The organism is Aggregicoccus sp. 17bor-14 (assembly GCF_009659535.1).
Classification (GTDB): Bacteria; Myxococcota; Myxococcia; order Myxococcales; family Myxococcaceae; genus Aggregicoccus.
The window spans coordinates 140,214-156,989 of the sequence record NZ_VJZZ01000009.1 but is presented as its reverse complement, the minus strand read 5'-3'; the positions used below and the strand labels follow the sequence as shown (position 1 = coordinate 156,989).

17 protein-coding genes are annotated in these 16,776 nt (G+C 73.4%); 4 read left to right on the top strand and 13 right to left on the bottom strand.

All coding sequences use genetic code 11. The features are described from left to right. Positions 1-405: 405 nt before the first annotated feature. From FGE12_RS18430 to FGE12_RS18420, 3 genes are all read left to right on the top strand, one after another. On the top strand, positions 406-3,090 hold the full coding sequence (locus tag FGE12_RS18430) for an Rne/Rng family ribonuclease (protein WP_153867808.1): 2,685 nt from the start codon (positions 406-408) through the stop codon (positions 3,088-3,090). A gap of 739 nt (positions 3,091-3,829) precedes the next feature. Beyond that, positions 3,830-5,206 (top strand): YhjD/YihY/BrkB family envelope integrity protein, encoded by a 1,377-nt coding sequence (locus FGE12_RS18425; RefSeq protein WP_153867807.1) that lies wholly within the window; start codon positions 3,830-3,832, stop codon positions 5,204-5,206. A gap of 125 nt (positions 5,207-5,331) precedes the next feature. Then, the gene (locus tag FGE12_RS18420) at positions 5,332-5,676 is read left to right on the top strand and encodes an HU family DNA-binding protein (RefSeq protein WP_153867806.1); all 345 of its coding nucleotides are present in this window, start codon (positions 5,332-5,334) and stop codon (positions 5,674-5,676) included. Between the two features lie 58 nt (positions 5,677-5,734). Here FGE12_RS18420 and sctV read toward each other — a convergent pair whose 3' ends face one another. The 12 genes from sctV to FGE12_RS18360 all read right to left on the bottom strand — a co-directional run bounded on the left by sctV (position 5,735) and on the right by FGE12_RS18360 (position 15,929). Continuing rightward, entirely contained in the window at positions 5,735-7,789 is a 2,055-nt protein-coding gene (gene sctV / locus FGE12_RS18415) for a type III secretion system export apparatus subunit SctV (protein ID WP_153867805.1), read from the bottom strand. After that, a complete protein-coding gene (locus FGE12_RS18410) occupies positions 7,786-8,832 on the bottom strand; it encodes an EscU/YscU/HrcU family type III secretion system export apparatus switch protein (RefSeq protein ID WP_153867804.1) in 1,047 nt (348 codons plus the stop codon). The genes sctV and FGE12_RS18410 overlap by 4 nt, the downstream gene beginning before the upstream one ends. Further along, complete coding sequence (locus tag FGE12_RS18405) at positions 8,829-9,623, bottom strand: EscT/YscT/HrcT family type III secretion system export apparatus protein (RefSeq protein ID WP_370459054.1); 795 nt, start codon at positions 9,621-9,623, stop codon at positions 8,829-8,831. Before FGE12_RS18405 ends, FGE12_RS18410 begins: the two co-directional genes overlap by 4 nt. Further along, positions 9,620-9,889: a flagellar biosynthetic protein FliQ gene (locus FGE12_RS18400; protein ID WP_153867802.1), complete on the bottom strand. Its 270-nt coding sequence runs from the start codon at positions 9,887-9,889 to the stop codon at positions 9,620-9,622. The genes FGE12_RS18405 and FGE12_RS18400 overlap by 4 nt, the downstream gene beginning before the upstream one ends. Positions 9,890-9,894: 5 nt before the next feature. Continuing rightward, positions 9,895-10,602, bottom strand: a complete 708-nt coding sequence (sctR, locus tag FGE12_RS18395; RefSeq protein ID WP_153867925.1) for a type III secretion system export apparatus subunit SctR — start codon at positions 10,600-10,602, stop codon at positions 9,895-9,897. Between the two features lie 11 nt (positions 10,603-10,613). Further along, positions 10,614-11,024 (bottom strand): hypothetical protein, encoded by a 411-nt coding sequence (locus tag FGE12_RS18390; protein WP_153867801.1) that lies wholly within the window; start codon positions 11,022-11,024, stop codon positions 10,614-10,616. Further along, positions 11,021-12,166 (bottom strand): type III secretion system cytoplasmic ring protein SctQ, encoded by a 1,146-nt coding sequence (sctQ, locus tag FGE12_RS18385; protein ID WP_153867800.1) that lies wholly within the window; start codon positions 12,164-12,166, stop codon positions 11,021-11,023. The genes FGE12_RS18390 and sctQ overlap by 4 nt, the downstream gene beginning before the upstream one ends. 120 nt (positions 12,167-12,286) lie before the next feature. Further along, on the bottom strand, positions 12,287-12,802 hold the full coding sequence (locus tag FGE12_RS18380) for a hypothetical protein (protein ID WP_153867799.1): 516 nt from the start codon (positions 12,800-12,802) through the stop codon (positions 12,287-12,289). Between the two features lies 1 nt (position 12,803). Then, on the bottom strand, positions 12,804-13,604 hold the full coding sequence (locus FGE12_RS18375; protein ID WP_153867798.1) for a flagellar M-ring protein FliF: 801 nt from the start codon (positions 13,602-13,604) through the stop codon (positions 12,804-12,806). Positions 13,605-13,616: 12 nt separating this feature from the next. After that, positions 13,617-13,868 (bottom strand): hypothetical protein, encoded by a 252-nt coding sequence (locus FGE12_RS30970; RefSeq protein WP_370459053.1) that lies wholly within the window; start codon positions 13,866-13,868, stop codon positions 13,617-13,619. A gap of 234 nt (positions 13,869-14,102) precedes the next feature. After that, positions 14,103-14,549, bottom strand: a complete 447-nt coding sequence (locus FGE12_RS18365) for a hypothetical protein (protein WP_153867796.1) — start codon at positions 14,547-14,549, stop codon at positions 14,103-14,105. Between the two features lie 72 nt (positions 14,550-14,621). Then, positions 14,622-15,929 carry a patatin-like phospholipase family protein gene (locus tag FGE12_RS18360; protein WP_153867795.1) on the bottom strand — a complete coding sequence of 436 codons (1,308 nt, stop codon included), beginning with the start codon at positions 15,927-15,929 and terminating at the stop codon, positions 14,622-14,624. Positions 15,930-16,047: 118 nt separating this feature from the next. On the opposite strand from FGE12_RS18360, the gene FGE12_RS18355 reads away from it, so the two are divergent. Then, positions 16,048-16,368: a PilZ domain-containing protein gene (locus FGE12_RS18355; protein WP_153867794.1), complete on the top strand. Its 321-nt coding sequence runs from the start codon at positions 16,048-16,050 to the stop codon at positions 16,366-16,368. Here FGE12_RS18355 and FGE12_RS18350 read toward each other — a convergent pair whose 3' ends face one another. After that, positions 16,369-16,746 carry a response regulator gene (locus FGE12_RS18350; protein ID WP_153867793.1) on the bottom strand — a complete coding sequence of 126 codons (378 nt, stop codon included), beginning with the start codon at positions 16,744-16,746 and terminating at the stop codon, positions 16,369-16,371. Positions 16,747-16,776 lie beyond the last annotated feature (30 nt).

The window sequence follows — 16,776 nt, the reverse complement described above, 5'->3', positions numbered from 1 at the left end:
GAGATTTTTTGAGACGGGTGCGTGACCGGGCTCTCCGGGCGCGCCGGCTGCACCGCAGTCCCCTGCCCACACCACCCCAAGGGGCCCGCGACAGGGCACCGACCGGGACCGGAAGGCAGGGGCGGGCAGCACGCGCACTTGGGAAGTCCCCAACGCTCGAAGCAAAGCCTCGGCCGGCAAGGTGCCGCAACTCGCCGGGGCCCCAGTTGAACTCGGAGGAGCAGGTGGTGGTCCCCTCAACCCTCTCCAGCGTGATGTGGGCCGGCTGCCGGCCTCGCGGGCCCGTGCCCGGCGCTGGCCAGGACCGGGGCACCTCTCCCCTCGCAGCGCGTTCGGAAGCGCAGGACCCCATCGCCCCCCGTCCGGTGGCGTCCGCACCTCTGCGCGCGCGGTCAGGATTCACCCATGAGCAGCATCCTCGTCATCAACGCCGCGGGTCGGGAGACCCGCGTGGCGCTCGTCGAGAACGGTCACATCGCGGAGTTCTATCTCGAGCGTAAGAAGGACAAGGGCGTCGTCGGAAACATCTACAAGGGCCGCGTCGTCCGGGTGCTTCCGGGCATGCAGGCGGCCTTCGTGGACATCGGCCTGGAGAAGGCCGCGTTCCTCTACGTCAGCGACGTGGTCTACGACCCGGACTTCGCCCGCGCGCAGTTCGAGCTGACCGAGGGCGAGCACGAGGACGCCCCCGAGGTGCCCGAGGAGTCCGAGGCGGACGCCGCCGAGGCCGAGCACGGCCACGAGCCGGGCGCGGAGCTGCACGAGGCCGGCGCCGAGGCGCCCCTGGCGCTCGCTGCGGGCGCCCCTCCGGACGTGGAGCTCGAGGTGCAGGAGCTCGCCCCCGGCGAGCTCGCCCCGCCCGAGTCCGCTCCTGCGGCCGAGCCTGCGGCCGAGGCGGCCGCCGCGCCTTCCGAGTCCGCGCCGGTCGCCGAGGCGGCCGCCGCTCCCTCCGAGGCCTCCGAGCCCACTGTCCCGGGCACAGAAGCCGCCGCGCCGGAGGCCCGCGAGCCGGGCAGCGCCGGGGAGCCGAGCCCGCTGGCCGCCTCCGAGGGCGCGGTCCCCGAGCTCGCCCCTGCCCCGCCGCCGCACGCGGCCACGGCACTGAGCGAGATCGTCCCCCCGCCGCACGCCGAGGGCGAGGCCGGGGCCGCAGCGGAAGTCACCGGCGAGCGGCGCGGCCCGCGCGAGCGCGAGGCGGCGCGCGAGGCGCGCGACGGCAAGGGTCGCGAGGGCCGGCGCGAGAAGGGCCGCGGCGGCGACAAGCGCGAGGAGCGCCGCGAGAAGCGCGACGATGAGCGGGCCGCCGAGAAGGCCAAGCCCCGCAAGTCGGCGAAGATCGAGGACCTGCTCAAGGTGGGCCAGGAGGTCGTGGTCCAGATCTCCAAGGATCCCATCGGCACCAAGGGCGCCCGCCTCACCTCGCACATCTCCATCCCGGGCCGGCACCTGGTGTTCATGCCCACCGTGGACCACGTGGGCATCAGCCGCCGCATCTCCAACGAGAAGGAGCGGCGCCGGCTGCGCGAGATCGTGGACAAGATGCGCCCGCCCGGCACCGGCTTCATCGTGCGCACGGTGGCGGAGAACGTGCCGCAGGAGAAGCTCGAGACGGACATCCGCTTCCTCATCGAGGTGTGGAACCAGGTGGTGCGCCGCAACGAAAAGCGCGGCGGCCCGGGCCTGCTGCACCCCGACCTGGACCTCATCCTGCGCGCGACCCGCGACCTCTTCGCCCACGACGTGGAGAAGCTGGTGGTGGACGACCGCGACGAGTACGAGCGCATCCTCGGCTTCGTGACGGCGCAGGACCCCACCCTGCGCGACCGCGTGGTCCTGCACGAGGAGGAGGAGCCGGTCTTCGACGCCTACGGCATCGAGCACGAGCTCAACCGCGCCGTGCAGCGCAAGGTGTGGCTCAAGAGCGGCGGCTACCTGATCATCGACCAGGCCGAGGCGCTCACCGCCATCGACGTCAACTCCGGCCGCTACGTGGGCAAGAAGAGCCTCGAGGAGACGATCACCAAGATCAACATCGAGGCGGCCAAGGAGATCGTCTACCAGCTGCGGCTGCGCAACATCGGCGGCATCATCATCTGCGACTTCATCGACATGGAGAAGGCGCAGAACCGGGACAAGGTCTTCAAGGCGCTGCAGGAGGCGCTGGGGCGCGACAAGGCCAAGACCAACGTGCTCAAGATCTCGGAGCTCGGCCTGGTCGAGATGACGCGCAAGCGCGTGCGCGAGTCCATCGGCCGCGTGCTGCACGAGGACTGCGCCTACTGCGACGGCCGCGGCTTCGTGAAGACCGCGACCACCGTCTGCTACGAGATCTTCCGCGAGATCCGCCGCGAGGCGCCGGCGTACAAGGACCCCACGCTGGTCATCAACTGCAGCGCGGACGTGGCGAAGCTGCTGCAGGGCGACGAGCGCCAGGAGCTGCGCCACCTGATGGACCGCTACAACAAGTCCATCCAGGTCAAGGCGCAGCAGAACTACCACCGCGAGCAGTACGACATCTACGGACGCACGGCGCAGGGCGCAGACCACAAGGTCGCCTCCTCTCCGGGCTCGGGCGATGGCGAGCTGTCCGGTCAGCGCCGGCCGGACAGCGGCCACGGCCAGGACCGCGGTTACGGCCGCGACCGCCAGGAGGGCGGACGCGGCCGCGACCGGGACCGCGGGCGTGGCGGTGGCGGCGGCAGCGGCGGCGGCCGCGAGGGCAAGCGCGAGGGTCGTGGCGGTGGCGGAGACCGCGGCGGCGAGCGCAATGACCGCGGTGGCGAGCGCGGTGACCGTGGCGGCGAGCGTGGCGAGCGCGGTGACCGTGGCGGCGACCGCGGTGAGCGCGGCGAGCGCAATGACCGCGGTGAGCGCAATGACCGCGGTGGTGAGCGTGGAGAGCGTCCCGACCGCGGTGGCGAGCGTGGCGAGCGTCCGGAGCGCGGCGGCGAGCGCAACGAGCGTGGTGAGCGTCCCGACCGCGGTGAGCGCCGTGGCGAACGCCCGAGCGCGCCTGCCGCTGGTGGCTCGCCCGGAGCCGGCGCGGGCTCGCCCCAGGGCGGCAGCGGCTCCGAGAATCAGGGCCAGTAGCCGCCAGCCGTGAGCGGTCGGTGGGCCGTCCTTCCGGGGACGGCCCGCTGACGCATGTGGGATGTGGAGCCGCTACCGTCCCCGTGCATGCGATGCGGCGGCGATGGCCCCGTCGACGCGCGTGGGGCCTGGCACCCCTGCTTTCCTCCTTGCAGGCGCGACGACTGCAGTGCGTCCCCCCCTGCCTTCGGCAGGGCGCGCGGCCGGTTCGCGACTGAGCCCCGAGCGCGCTCCTCGCGGCGCACGTGCGCCCTCCGAGGTGCCCCCTACCGCGAATGACGCGCATCTCTGGGGCTCATTCTCGTCGGGGCCGATGTGGCGTCGCGTGGCGAGCTGTCGCGATGCGAGCGCTCGAGGAGGGCGCCATCGCCCTCGCCCCAGCGCCTGCTCCGCGACAGCGCGGTCCGCGGGCGCCCGACGCCGCCTGCGCAGCGCGGCGGAGCGCGTGGCTGACTTCGCGGGCGGTGTGACGACGGAGTCGAAGCGAGCAGGGATCGTGACTTTGGGGGGCCACGTGTCCCCCCATTGCGCACCCTGTCCGACAGCGCGTCCCTGGCCTGCAGGAGCGGGTCGAGGCTAGCGTCCCACTTCCGCGCCCCGAGCCGCCTTCCGCGACTCCCGTGCGCCCTCCCCGAGGCCTCCTCCGCATGTGCTGCGCTCTCCACCTCCCGCGGCACCTCCTCCCAGAGATCGGCCGCTCCTTGCATTGCGGCAGCTCGGCTCGCGCGGGGGCTGCCTGATGCACGTGGTGCCCCCTGCCCCGCCCCGTCGCACGGCGCCCGCTCGGCGCGGCTGGGAGCGCTTCGCCGCCACGCGTGCGGGGCGCTTCACCGTGGACACCTTCGTCGCCGCAAGGGCGGTGCTGCGAGGCTTTCGCGGTGAGCAGCTCGGCAGCCGTGCTGCGGCCCTGACCTACATCAGCATCTTCTCGCTCGTCCCGCTGCTCACGGTGGCGCTCGCGCTGCTCCACGCGCTGCACCAGGGCGCCTTCCAGCGCCGCCTGCGCGGGCTCATCTTCGAGGTCCTCGCCCCGGGCGTGCGCGAGGAGTCGGCGGCCTTCCTCGAGCGCTTCCTCTCGCGCGGCAGCACCACCGCCATCGGCAGCGTGGGCTTCCTCGCGCTCCTCGTCTCGGCGGCCTCGCTGTTGCGGCACGTGGAGGCTGCGCTCAACGAGCTGTGGGGCGTACGCCAGAAGCGTCCCTTCGCCCTCCGCCTCGCCGCGTACGTGGCGATGCTGCTCTTCGGGCCGCTGCTGGCCGCGGCCTCGCTCTCGGGCACCGGGGCGCTGCGGGCGCTGGTGCTGGACACCCGGGTCTCCTTCGCGCCGCAGCTGCTCACGCTCGGCACGGGTGTGCTCAGCGCTGCTGGGCTCACGCTGCTCTACCTCTGGGCGCCCCACGCCCACGTGCGCCTGCGCTCCGCCCTCGCGGGGGGCCTCGTCGCGGGAGCTGCCTGGACCGCGGCGAAGGCAGGCTACGTGGCCTTCGCCGCCCACAGCTTCCGCTACAACCCGCTCTACGCCTCGCTCGGTGCGCTGCCCCTCTTTCTCGCCTGGGTGCACCTGAGCTGGCTCGTCATCCTCTTCGGCGCCCGGCTGGCCTACGCCGTGGAGCACGCCTCGTTCCGGGACTCGCTCGCGGTGTTCGGCGACCACCCCCGCGCGCGGGAGCTCGTCGCGGCACGCATCGCCCAGGAGGTGACCCGGGCCTGGCTGGAGGGCCGTCCCGGCCCCGCGCCGCGCGAGCTCGCCACCCAGCTGCGCGTGCCCGAGGCGCTGCTCGCGGAGGTCGTCGTGCAGCTGCGGGCCGCGGGGCTGCTGCAGCCCGGGCGGCGCGGAGGCCTGCAGCCCGGGCGTCCCGTGGAGCAGCTGACGCTCTCAGACGTGTGGGTGGCGGTGCACGGAAGCGGCGCCCGGGCTGCTCCCAGTCCGCGCACTGCGGGCTGCGCGGGCGACTTCGAGGCCCTCGAGTGTCTGCTGCTCGAGGCCGACGCCGCCGGAATCCGGGTGCTTGAGCGCACCGGCTGGCTGGACCTCGCCCGGGCCCCGTCCGCAGGTGCTCCCGAGGCTCCCACCCCTGCAATTCCGGCAAAAACGGGCGGTGGCCGAAAAGTTTAAAGGTTCTGTGGGGTTGGCTCCGAGGTCAGCTTGCAACGCCAGGCTGTTCTGTTATCGTTCCTTGCAACGACAACGGGCCAAAGCGCCCTGATTACGAGGGGTCACGCGGTTTGCGGGAGCGTCCGATGCTCAAGTCCGATCTGATCAACATCCTCGTCGCCAAGCGGGGCGTGACGCAGAAGCAGGCCGAGGCCACGATCGAGACGATCTTCGAGTCGATGAAGGAGGCCCTGTGCCGCGGCGAGAACATCGAGATCCGCGGGCTGGGGGCCTTCCACGTCAAGAATTACCAGGGATATCAAGGCCGTAACCCGAAGACGGGTCAGGTCATCCCGGTGAAGCCGAAGCGGGGCCTGCTCTTCCGGACGGGCAAGGAGCTGCGCGACCGCGTGAACCGCCCCGCGCCCCAGTCCGCCCACGCCGAGCTCTCGGGCGAGACGAAGAGCGGCAGCGGTACCGGCACCTTCTGAAGCGGCGGGGGCCCCGCGCCCCGCGCCTGCACCCCGCCCAACCGGCCCCCGGCGAGCGTCAGCGCGCCAGGGCCATGAGCCGCCCCACGGGGCGAATCTGCAGCTCTGCGTCGAGCTCCGCGTAGGTGAGCACAGCCACCTCCGGGAACGCGCCCTCGCACAGCTTGCGCAGGGTGCGGCGCACATCCGGCGCCGTGAGCAGCACCGCGCGGCCGCCGTGCGCGATGCGCCGGACGCCCTCGAGGATCGCGGCCACCCGCTCGGGCTCGGGCAGCATGCCGCGGGCCCCACCCCGCAGCGACTCCTCCACGGCAGGGTCCACGAGGTAGGCGTAGAGCGGCCCGGACGGTGCGTACTTGTGGCTGAGGTAGCGGTGCAGTGCCTGCCGGCAGCGCTCCGCCAACGCGATCGCATCTCCCTCGGTGGTGGGTGACACGAGCGCCTCGAGGAGCGTGCGCATGTTGCGGATGCTCACCTGCTCGTGCACGAGCTTGCGCAGGACCTCGGTGAGCAGCGGCAGCGGCACCTTCTGCAGCGCCTCCTTCACCAGCGCGGGCGCCTGCTGCTCGAGTCCCTCGAGCAGCTCCTGCACCTCCTGCACGCCGAGCAGCGACGCGGCGCGCGTGCGCAGGACCATCCTGAGGTGGTCCGCGATGAGCTCGCCGGGTCGGCGAACCGCCACCTGCGCCAGCTCGAGGCGGCTGCGTCCGGCCTCCGGTACGCGGCTGATGGCCTTGCCCGTGGCGGGCTCCACGGCAGGCTCGGCCCCCACCTCGAGGAAGGCCAGCTCCTCGGGCGGCGCGAGCGCATAGAGCCGGTCCGCGAGGACCTCGCCACCGGCCGCGGGAACCTCGTCGATGAGGATGCGGTACTGCCCGGCGGAGAGGAATGCCGCATGCGTGCGCACCCGGATTCCGGGCACGCGCACCCCGAGCTCGGCGAAGAGCTCGTCGCGCACCCGGTTGAGCACCTCGTTCACGAATGCGGCCCCGTCTGCCTGCACGAGCGGACTGAGGTCCGGCGCGAGGTCCAGGGTGAGCGGGCTCACGCCGACCGCCGCCTGGGGCGCCGCTGCCGTCGCGGAGCCGGCGCCGGCCCCACCCTCCTGCGCGCCCTCGGGGGCGGCAGCGGGCGCCTCCGCGGCAGAGCTGCCGAGCGCGCGCGCGAGGGCGCCGAGGGCCACGGCGAGCCCCACGAAGACCACGTGCGGCATTCCGGGCATCAGCGCGAGTGCCAGGCACAGGCCCGCCACGACCCAGAGCGCACGCGACTGGCCGAAGAACTGAGAGCCGATCTCGCTGCCCAGCGTGTCCTCGTCATGCTCCGACGAGACGCGTGTCACCACCAGGCCCGCGGCCACGGCGATGCACAGCGAGGGGATCTGCGACACCAGGCCGTCTCCGATCGCAATCAGGGCGAACGTGGAGGCGGCCTCCGAGAGGCTCATCCCGCTCTGGAGCACCCCGATGGCCGTGCCGCCCAGCAGGTTCACGGCGACGATCACCAGGCCGGCGATGACGTCCCCCTTCACGAACTTCATCGCGCCGTCCATCGCGCCGAACATCTGGGACTCGCGCTCCAGCTCGCGGCGGCGGCGGCGGGCCTGGGCCTGATCGATGGCGCCGGAGCGCAGGTCGGCATCGATGGACATCTGCTTTCCCGGCATGGCGTCCAGGGTGAAGCGCGCGGAGACCTCCGCCACGCGCTCGGAGCCCTTCGCCACCACGAGGAACTGCACGAGCGCGAGGATCGCAAACACCACCACGCCCACCAGGTAGTTGCCGCGGACCACGAACTCACCGAAGGCCTCGATGACCTGTCCAGCGTGCCCCTCGGAGAGCGCGAGGCGCGTGGAGGAGACGTTCAGCGCGAGGCGGAACAGGGTGGTGACGAGCAGCAGCGTGGGGAAGGCGGTGACCTTCAGCGCCCCCTTGGCGGACAGCGCTGCGACGAGCAGCGCAGCGGCCGCCGCCAGGTTGAGGGCCAGCCCCACATCGAGGAGCCACGCGGGCAGCGGGACGATCATCGCCGCGAGCACCGCGGCCATCACCACTGCGAGCACCACGTCGGAGGACGCCCGCGCGCGGGCGAGCAGCTGGGTCAAGCGCATCATGGGGTCTGTCTCCTGGGACTGCCGTCCGCAGCCGTGTCCCCCAGCGCCACCCGCAGCACCGCCGCGGCGGCCTCGTAGAGCTCCGCCGGGATCTCCTCGCCCACGTCGTAGTGGATGAGGCTGCGGGCGAGCGGGATGTCCCGAACCACCGGGATTCCGAGGCGAGCGGCCTCGCGGCGCAGCGCGAGCGCGTCGTCCTCGCGCGCCTTGGCCACCAGGTAGGGGGCCTCGCACTCGGCGGCGTCGTAGCGCAGTGCCACGGCGATGTGGGTAGGGTTCACGACCACGGCCGTGGCCTTTTGCAGCCCGCGTGCCGGGCCTCCTTGCGCCAGCTGCCGGTGCAGCGCCTTTCGCTGCCCCTTGTGGTGGGGGTCGCCCTCGCTCTCCTTGTACTCACGCTTGAGCTCGTCGCGCGTCATCATCAGCTCGCGCACGTGGCGCCGGCGCGCGAGCACGTAGTCCATCCCACCGAGCGCGAGCACGCCCCAGGCCACCCGCACCACGAGCGGCTCGAGGCGGCCCAGCAGCGCGCCGAGCGCTGCGGGCCCCGCGAGCCAGGAGGCCCGCACCGCATCCGCCGCCTCGTCCCTCAGCGCGGAGACGAAGAGCGCGCCGACCACCGCGGTCAGCAGCAGTGCCTTGCCCACCTCGGCGATTTGCCGCGTGCTGAAGAGCCGCTTCAGTCCCGCCGCAGGGCTGATGCGCTCCAGCTGGGGCGCGACGTGCTCCGGGTGGAAGGAGAACCCCGCGACGGCCACGGAGACCGTGAGCGAGGCGAGCAGTGCACCGAGCAGCGCGGGCCCACACAGCGCGGCCGCAACGGTCAGGGCCTCCTGCCACGCTCCTTCCGAGCGCTGCTCTAGCAGCAGATGGGCGGTCCAGGTGCGAAGGCGCTCGCTCCCCGCCGGCCACCCAGCGCCCAGGCCCATCAGGCCTCCGAGTGAGACGCTCGCCGAGGCGAGCAGACGGCTGCGGGGCAGCTGACCCTTGCGGCGCGCCTCCCGCAGTCGCTTCGCAGAGGGCTGCTCCGTCTTCTCGCTCATCGCGACAGCTCCGCGAGCGCCTGGAGCATCCCGTCGACCTGGCCAGCTCCGGCGAGCAGCCGCTCGCTGAGCAGCCCCACGCTCACCCACAGGAGCGCGCCGCCGCCGAGAATCCGCAGCGGCGTGCCCACCCCCTGCAGCGAGAGCTGCGGCGCAGCCCGGGACGCAAGGCCGATGAAGCAGTCCACCGCGAGCGCTGCCGCCGCGATGGGAGCCCCGACCGCGAGGCCCGTGGCGAGCGCCGTGCCTGCCAGCGCCACGACCTGCATGGCCGCGGCCTCGCTCGCCACGGCAGCGCCCAGCCGCACCGTGGCGAAGCCGCCGAGCAGCCCCGAGAGGATGCGCGGCAGGACCGCGCCCGTGACCGCGAGCCCCACCAGCAGCTGGTAGAGCGCATCGCCCGTCGCCGACTCGCGAGAGCCCACCACCGGGAGGCCCGCCTCCGCGGAGCTCCCGCGGAACAGGTCGATGAAGCGGCCGCCCACGCGCGCGGCATCGAAGGGCAGCGCCGCGACGAGGCCCACGGAGGTGCCGTAGGTGAGCTCCTTCAGCGCGCACCCGACCAGGCCCCAGGTGGAGGCGGCCTCGGCGGGCGCCTCGATGCCCGCAGCCAGGTGGAGGAACAGCGCGAGGCTGAGGACCACCCCGAGCTTCACCGGTGTGGGCGCCGCCTGCCCACCGAGCAGCGGGCAGAGGAAGGCCACAGGGAGCAGGCGCACCGCGCACAGCCCGACGGCCAGGATGGAGGGGCCGAGGCGCACCAGCTCCTGCTGCAGGAGGGCGAGGGTCACGCGGACACCTCGGCGATGGCCAGGAGCAGCTGGTGGGTGAAGCGCACCAGCTGGGAGGAGATCCATGGCCCGGCAAGCACGAGGGCCGCCGCCGCGGCGCACAGCTTGGGCACCACGGACAGGGTGCTCTCCTGGATCTGGGTCGTGGCCTGGAAGAGGCTGGAGAGGAAGCCCACCACGAGGCTCGCGGCGATGGGCGGCAGGGAGGCGAGGACCATCAACAGCAGCGCCTCGCGCCCGAGCGCCAGCAGCATGTCCTGGGCCATCGGGTTCACCGGTAGCCGAGGACCAGGCCCCGGGCGAGCAGCGCCCAGCCGTCCACGGCGACGAAGAGGAGGATCTTGAATGGCAGGCTGACCTGGCTCGGCGACAGCGTCTGCATGCCCAGCGCGAGCAGGACGTTCGCGACCACCATGTCCAGCACCAGGAAGGGGAGGAACACGAGGAAGCCGATCTGGAAGGCCTCCTTGAGCTCGGTGATGACGAAGGCGGGGATCACCACCGAGGCACTCTCCTCGGAGACGGACTGGGCCTCCTCGGGAGGGCGCAGCTCGCGGGCGAGGTCGACGAAGCGCGCGCGCTCCTCGGGGCTGCCGTGCTTGACCAGAAAGCCCCGCAGCGGCTCGGCCACGCGCGCCGCCGCCGAGAGCAGCTCCGCGCCCGAGCTGGCCTCGGCGTATGCGCTCTGGCCCTCGCGGTACATGTGCTCCATGACCGGCGCCATGATGTGTCCGGTGAGCACCGCGGCGAGCCCGGTGAGCACCAGCGTGGGGGGCGCCTGCTGGGTGCCCATCGCCGCCCGGGCGAGCGAGAGCACGACGGCAATCTTCGAGAAGCTCGTGAGCATCACCACCGCGAAGGGCAGGAGCGAGAGCAGCGCCAGAAGCGCCATCATCGACAGCGGGCTGCCCGCGAAGGACTGCTGCGCGAGCGAGGCCGGGGCCGCCATCGCCAGGCCCGGAGCGAGGCCGAGCACCATCACCACGGCCCTCACGGCAGCACCTTCGAAGCGAGGTCGCTGCGCTGCTGCGGCGAGGCACAGCGGCGCAGCTTCTTGCGCCGCGGCAGCGCCTGGAGCTGGGCGAAGCCCTCGCCGTACGTCACCAGGAAGCGCTGGCCGTCCACCTGGACGAGGGCGATGGAGCAGCGGGCCGAGAGCCCCTTGCGCGAGAGCACCTGCATCGGCTCGGCGAGCGCGAAGGACGCGCGCGGCACGCCCCGCCGCGAGAGCCACCACCCTGCCCCACCGAGCGCCAGAGCGGCGACGAGGCCGCGCGCGAGGCCGACGACGGAGGGCGTGGCAAGAGGGCCGACGAGGAGCAGCAAGAGCATGCAGCCGCCGGCGGCGAGCAGCTTCGCGCGCGGGCCCTGGAGCACCGAACGTGTGAGCAGGGCCTTCACGGCAGCAGCTCCAGGAGGCGCGCACCGACCTCGCCGTCGATGTCCACGAGCTCGGCGCGCGCCACCGCGCGGGTCCCCACGCGCAGCAGGACGGGCTCGCTCGCGTTGATGCGCAGCGGCAGCAGCGCGCCGGGGCGCAGCGTCGCGAGCTCTGCGACGCTGAGGGTGAGCCGGGTGAGCTCCACCTCGAGCTCGACGGGCAGCGGGGGCATGCCTTCGGGGTCCTGCACGGGGACAGACGCCATGGGTTCCTCGGGGATGTGCGCGCCGGGGAGCGCGCGGGTGAGAGCAAAGCCCTGGGCCTCGAACCGGCCCTGGAGCGTGAAGCCGCGGGTGACGAGCCGTCCGGCGCCGGTGGGGGCGCCGGAGCAGAGCCCCAGCCCTTCGAAGAGCACGACGTCACCGGGCTGGAGCGCGTCGAACACCTCGCGGTCGAGCCGGGTGCGACCGAGAAGGCAGCGGGCCTCAATGCGCGCGCGGCCCAGCTCCGGCGCGAGCCCCTGCGGCAGCTCGCGGGGAAAGCGCTGGGAGGCGGCCTGCAGGGCCACGGCGGGCAGCAGCAGGCGCCCCGCGCCCGTCTCGGTCCCGAGGGTGAGCCGGAGCTCGACCGAACAGTAGCGCTGGAGCGGGTCGAGGCTCGCCGCCGCCTCCGCGCGGTCCAGCGTCACGGTGGCGAGCCGCGGCGCGAGCGCGAGCTCGAGCGCCTCCGCGCTGCGAAAGGCACCGAGGGCCGCGAGCGCGAGGTACGCGAGCGTGGCCTCTTCGAGGCGGGTGAGCCGCGTCACGGGCCCGGGACGGTTCGCCGCGCCCGCGAGGCGCTCGATGGCCGCGAGGACCACCGGGGAGTCGAGCTCGAGCACGGCACGCTCCCCGAGCGCGGAGAGCTCCAGCACGAGGAAGACGCCCAGGGGCGCCAGCGCAGCGCTCGCCACCGCATCGAGCAGCCGCGCCGTCACGGCGACGGGACAGGCCAGCTGCTGGCTCAGGCCCGCCTCGATGCCCTGCAGCGCCCGCCGCCCCAGGCCCGCGAGCGCGGGGCGCTCGGCCAGACACTGGTGGGCCCGCGTGAGCCGCACCAGGCCGAGGCGCCGAAGGCGGGGGGGATGGAGCGCGGTGAGGTGTCGTCCGGGCTGGGTGACCATGCCGGGCACTTCTTCAAGCGCCCGGCCAGCCACGACTCCCGTGTTTTCAGGAGGTTGCGGCCACGGGGCCGTCTCCGCGCGAGATGCCCGGTGCGCGGGGCGGGATGCCCGGGGTCCCGGTCAGCGCGAGGCCTCCCGGACGAGGCGCTCGGCGAGTGTCCCCATCGCGGGGCAGGTGCATTCCGCCCGGGGAGGAGCACCCGCCGGGAAGAGGCTGCGGTAGTACGGCGGAAGGCGGCGCAGGAGCTCGGCCTGCATCGGCGCCGAGGCCTCCTCCATCAGCCTTCGCAGGCGCGTGGGCGCCTCCGGCACCGGGCCGAAGGCCTGCGCCACCAGGGCCTGGCGTCCCGCGGAGGCCTGCGGGGCGAGCGCCTGGAGCATTCCGTGGGCCGCCCGCGCCTGCGGCGCACAGAGGCCCGCCAGCAGCTCGGGCGCGCGGTCGCGCGCGAAGGTGTGCGCCACGAGCACGATGCGCTCGACGCGGTCGGGCTCCAGCGCGGCGGGCACGAGACGCGCCTCCTCGAGGCGCTCGCGGGCGGAGCCGCGGGCCTCGAGTCCGAGCGCGTCCACCGGGGGGCGGCGCACCCACTCCACCCGGGTGGGTTCCTGGCGGCTGCCGTGGCTGCGCGGTGCCACCTCAGGCCACCTTCCGGCCCGATGCGGTGCCGCTCACCACGGGGCGCGCGGGCACGGGGGCGGCCGCGACGGGTCCCGCGGCGTGCCCCCGCAGCGAGCGCAGCCGCAGCGCCAGCAGCACCAGCGCCACCGAGAGCCCGCTCACGGCCACCGCCAGCGCGGCGAGCAGCAGGCGCAGCCTCAGCGGCGAGGCCTCGCGCGCTGCGGGAGGCACGACCCGGGTGGAGACCTCGTCCACCATCAGGGAGACACCCTCCACGGGCAGCCCCTCGACACCTCCCGCGACGAGTGCCCGGAGCGCATCGCGCGAGGCGCGAAGGGCCGCGGCCTGCCCGGGCTGTACCCGCAGCAGCACCGAGGCCTTGGAGGGGAGCGCCGCCTGACCGGGCCGGGGCGGAGCGGGCACCACCAGGTGCACGCGGGCCACCAGCACGCCCTCGAGCGCCTGCAGCGTCTTCTCCAGCCCGCGCTCCAGGACCTGGAGCCGGCACACCTGCTCCTCCACCGGGGTGCGGATGAGCCCGCCGGTGCCGAACACGTCGCAGCCGGCCTCCGGCTCCTCCCGCGGGAGGCCGAGCTCCGCGAGGATGCGCACGGCATCGGAGGCCTGGGCGTCCGGGACTTCGATGGACCAGGTGGGCTTCTTGCCGGCCTCGGCGACCTTGCGCGCGTCCAGCCCGCGCTCGAGCAGCACCGTCTGGAGCTCGTTGGCCTGCCGCTCGTCGAGCCGGTGCTGGATGGTGTCCCGGCAGCCGGCGGCGAGCAGCAGCGGCACGAGGGGAAGGATGCGGCGGATGATCATGGGGAGTGCTCCTCAGAGCTGGGTCTGGAGAACCTGCTTCACGCCGCCGGTGGCCTTCTCGACGACCTTTCCGGCGAGATCGAGCTCCTGGCTGGCGCGGTACACGTGGGCCTGGAAGGCGAGCAGTTCCACCGCGGAGAAGCTCTTGCCCGATTCGGCCAGGCGGAGGATGTGGTCCAGGCGCTGCTGCGCCTGGCTCACGCGGTCCACGAGCCGCGCCGCCTGGACGGAGGCCTCGCGCTGCAGGGGGCGTGCTGCGCCCACGGCGCTCGCCCCCGGCGCTGCGCAGCCCTGCGCCCGAGCCTGCTGCGCACCTGCCGCGGCGCGCGCTGCGGAGGGGGCTCCTGACGGGAGCCCTCCCTCTGGAGCGACGGGGGGACCTGCGAGGGGGCCCTGCTTCATCAGCGCGGAGAAGGGCTCACGGGCGGGGCCCGCAGCGGCCGACGGGCGCGCCCCGGAGACCGCGGCAACCATGTCGATGGCCATGACCGGCGGCTCCTAGCGGATGTTGTTGATCGCGGCCTTCGCGGAGTCGTGGCGCACCTTCATGATGTTCGAGAGCGTATTCTGCTCGCGGCTCTCGCGCTGCATGTCGTCCTGCAGCTTGAGGTACTGAAGGCTGAACTGCTGGTTCTCCTGGTTCATCAGCGTCTGCGCCTGCAGCAGCTCCCAGGAGCTGCCGGACTCGGGCAGCCCCGAACCCGGCGTCGAGCCCGTGCCCGCGGTGAGCCGGGAGACGGTGTTGGTGGCCACGGCGACGCCGTTGCCCGCGGCCGTCAGGCCGATATGCGTGCCGATGAGCCCGTTGACGAGGTCACCTCCGGTCCGCCCGACCGCCTGCGCCGTGCGGGCCAGCGTCGTGCCGAACGAGTCGTCCGGCGTCTGCCGCGGGGTGGTGTCGTTGATGGAGAGCGGGGCGATGTGGCGGGCGGGGTCTACGGCCATGGTCCAAACCTCCTGGAGGGGGTGGACCCGGACGACTTCAGCTCCCGTGCCAGGGGGCCGGGGCGAGCACTTTCAGCGACTTGGCGCCGTGTTGCGCCCGGTACGGCCCGGGCGGCGTCCGCGGGGGCGGACGGCGGGCGTGCGGCGGCTGGACGGGCCGCGCTCGGTGAAGAAGCGCACCAGGGCCTCGCGCTGGGCGTGCGCGTCCTCCATGCCCAGCTGGATGAGGTCCGAGGCGTAGGCGCCGTCGAAGAGCAGGTAGCTCGCGAGGTCCGCCTCGGTGATGAGCTGGCTGCGCGCCACGCGGTGCAGCAGCTTGGTGGGCAAGGACGCGGTGGCCTCGTCCGTGAGCGGGCGCCGCCGCGCGTGCGCGGCCGCGATCGACGCGAGGTCTCGCGAGGGGCGCAGCACCAGGTCCTCGACGATGCGGTAGGGCTGGCCGCGCAGCTGCTGCACCGTCTCGTTCATGCGGGGCAGGAAGTCCTCGCCGAAGGTGAGCCGGCCAGCCTCGAGCACCTGGTTGAGGCGGCGCAGGCGCTCGAGATCGTAGTCGGTGCTGTCCAGCATCAGGGCGTTGAGCACCTTGCCCATCAGCAGCGGGGTCGTCGGGTAGGTGGCGATGCGGTTGCGGACGACCGGGGTGCCGGGGCTGTGGCGCAGCGAGATGAGCAGCACCTTGTCCGCGCCGAGGCGCAGCGCGGGCGAGAGGGGCACGCTCTGGCGCAGCGAGCCGTCACAGAACCACTCGTCCCCCAGCTTCACCGAGCGGAACAGCAGCGGGATGGCGGCGGAGGCGAGCGCGTGCTCGGGACCGATGGCGGCCTCGCGCGCCTCGCTCAGCGCCTGGCGGCTCCAGGCAGGCACCCCACCGCCCTGGCGCTGCACGAACACCACGCTGTGGCCGCTCGCGACCTCGGTGGCGGTGACGGCGAGCGCCGAGAGGTGGCCCTGCGCGATGTTGGGCCCGATGCGCGACCAGTCGGTGCGCTCGCGCACCAGCGTCTCCAGGAACTCGGGGTGCAGGATGTCGTAGAGGCGCCAGCCCTCGGGGCGCAGGGGCTCGTTGGTGGCCGCGCGCCACATCTTGCGCGTGAGGGTCCAGAGGTCCTCGCCGCGCACCTTGTACACGTCCTCGAGCGAGAGCCCCGTCCACAGCTCCGAGAGCAGCTTGCCCTGCGTGGCGGGCGCGTGCGCGGTGGCCGCGAGGAAGCACGCGGTGATGGCGCCCACGGAGGTGCCGCAGACGATGTCCAGGCGCGCAGGGCCGGAGAGCGCCGAGGGCAGCTCCTCGCGCAGGTAGCGCACCACCCCCGCTTCGTAGGCTCCGCGCGCGCCGCCTCCGGAGAGGACGAGCGCGATCCTGGGAGACGCTGCCGTCATGGTGCCCCCTCACCCGCATCAAACCACGTCCCAGGGCGCCGCGCTCGGGGCCGAAAAGTTGCGGGGCCGCCGGGTCGATCCAGACTTGTAGCTCCCTGTCGCTGCAGAGGAGCCCTGCATGAGCGTCGTCGCCACAGCCACAGCCGAGCGCTTCCACCCCCGGGTCGAGGCCAACTTCATGGTGCAGGTCCACGTGAACGGGCGCAGCGTGGTGGCCAAGGCGCGCGACCTCTCGATGGCGGGCCTGTTCCTGCTCGCGCACCCGGGCGACGCCGAGGAGCGCCTCACCGTCACCCTGCCCCTGCCGGGCGGCGAGGAGATCGTCACGCGCTGCCGCATCCGCCGCCGCGAGGCGCGCGGGGTGGCGCTCGAGTTCGACATGCTGGACTGGGACGAGATGATCTGCCTGGCGCGCTACGTCAACCCGCGCCTGCCCTGACTACGCCCCGCGCAGCCGGGAGATGAGGTCCGTGAGCTCGGCGCCGCGGAAGGGCTTGTGGATGTAGCCGTCCGCCCCGGCGCGCGTGGCGCTCTCCACGTCCGAGCGCTTGGTCGTGCCGGTGAGCATGTAGAGCGGGATGCGCGCGGTGGCGGGCTCGCTCTTGAGGATGCGGCACACCGAGATGCCGTCCAGCTGCGGCAGGACGACGTCCAGCAGGATGAGCTGGAAGGGGTGCGAGCGCGCCAGCTTCAGCCCCTCGACGCCGTTGCCCGCGCAGCTCACCTCCACCGGCTCCTCGCTCAAGAGCGAGCGCACCAGCTCCTGGATGACGGGCTCGTCCTCGACGAGGAGGATGTGGAAGGGCTGGGGGCTCAGGGCGGGACTCCGGCGGCGGAGCTTAGGCCA